The organism is 'Chrysanthemum coronarium' phytoplasma (assembly GCF_000744065.1).
In the GTDB taxonomy this organism is placed as follows: Bacteria; Bacillota_I; Bacilli_A; order Acholeplasmatales; family Acholeplasmataceae; genus Phytoplasma; species Phytoplasma asteris.
In genome coordinates, this window is the sequence record NZ_BBIY01000128.1 from 1 (window position 1) to 864 (window position 864).

An 864-nucleotide genomic window follows, 5' to 3' on the forward strand; every position below is an offset into this window, starting at 1 on the left:
TTGGAATGTTTCATATTTTGGGCTTTTAGCAATATTTCTAATTTTTTTATTTTTTTGTGTTTGATTGGTTGGTTGCCTTTGATGATAAATATAGTTAAGATAAAAGTAAAATAGATAATAGATATAAATATTAAAGGTTTTTTTTAGTTTGTTTTATTATTTATTTTTTGGTAAATGTGGTTCAATATAGTATTTTTTATTAGTATTTATTTGTAATTTTAATGTAGGGTGTATTATTTAGGGTGTGTCAATATTTAAAATAACAACATTTTATTATTGGCAAATTAGTTTTTTTGAAAATAAAAGACCATCGGTTGTGATGGTCTAATTTGGTTGTGATAAGAGTTTTTATTGGGTTGCTGAAATTATTTTTTTGTTTTTTTGTTGTTTTTATCGGGATAGTAAATTATTTTTTTTGATTCTTAGTTCTTTAAAAAATTTTTGTAAAAGTTGCATGCTTTCTTGAGCTAAAAGTCCTGATTGGATATTTAATTTATCCATAAAAGGCATATTTTGGATAGATGACATATCATTAAAAGAATATGATTTTTCCATGCTTGTGCCATAATAAAGGTTTTTGATTCCTGCTTGTATGATGGCTCCTGTACACATTAAGCAAGGTTCTAAAGTGACATAAAGAGATACATCATTTAAAAAACGGCTGTTTATCTTTTTGCCTGCTTTCATGAGGGCTAAAAATTCAGCGTGTCCAAAAAAAAGTTTTTTAGTGTTTCTGTTATTGTGAGCTCGTGCAATTATTTTTTGGTTTAAAACAGAGACAGCTCCGATGGGGACTTCTTCTTTGAGGTAGGCTTTTTGGGCTTCTTTTAAAGCTTCTTTCATAAAAAAAATATGTTTTTGGTT

At 27.0% G+C, this 864-nt stretch carries 1 protein-coding gene; it reads right to left on the reverse strand.

Annotated elements, in window-relative coordinates; genetic code table 11:
• Positions 1-390: 390 nt before the first annotated feature.
• Positions 391-864, reverse strand: a 474-nt coding sequence (locus tag OYV_RS04070) for a nucleoside deaminase (protein WP_081931953.1), incomplete at its 5' end; no start/stop codon positions are given.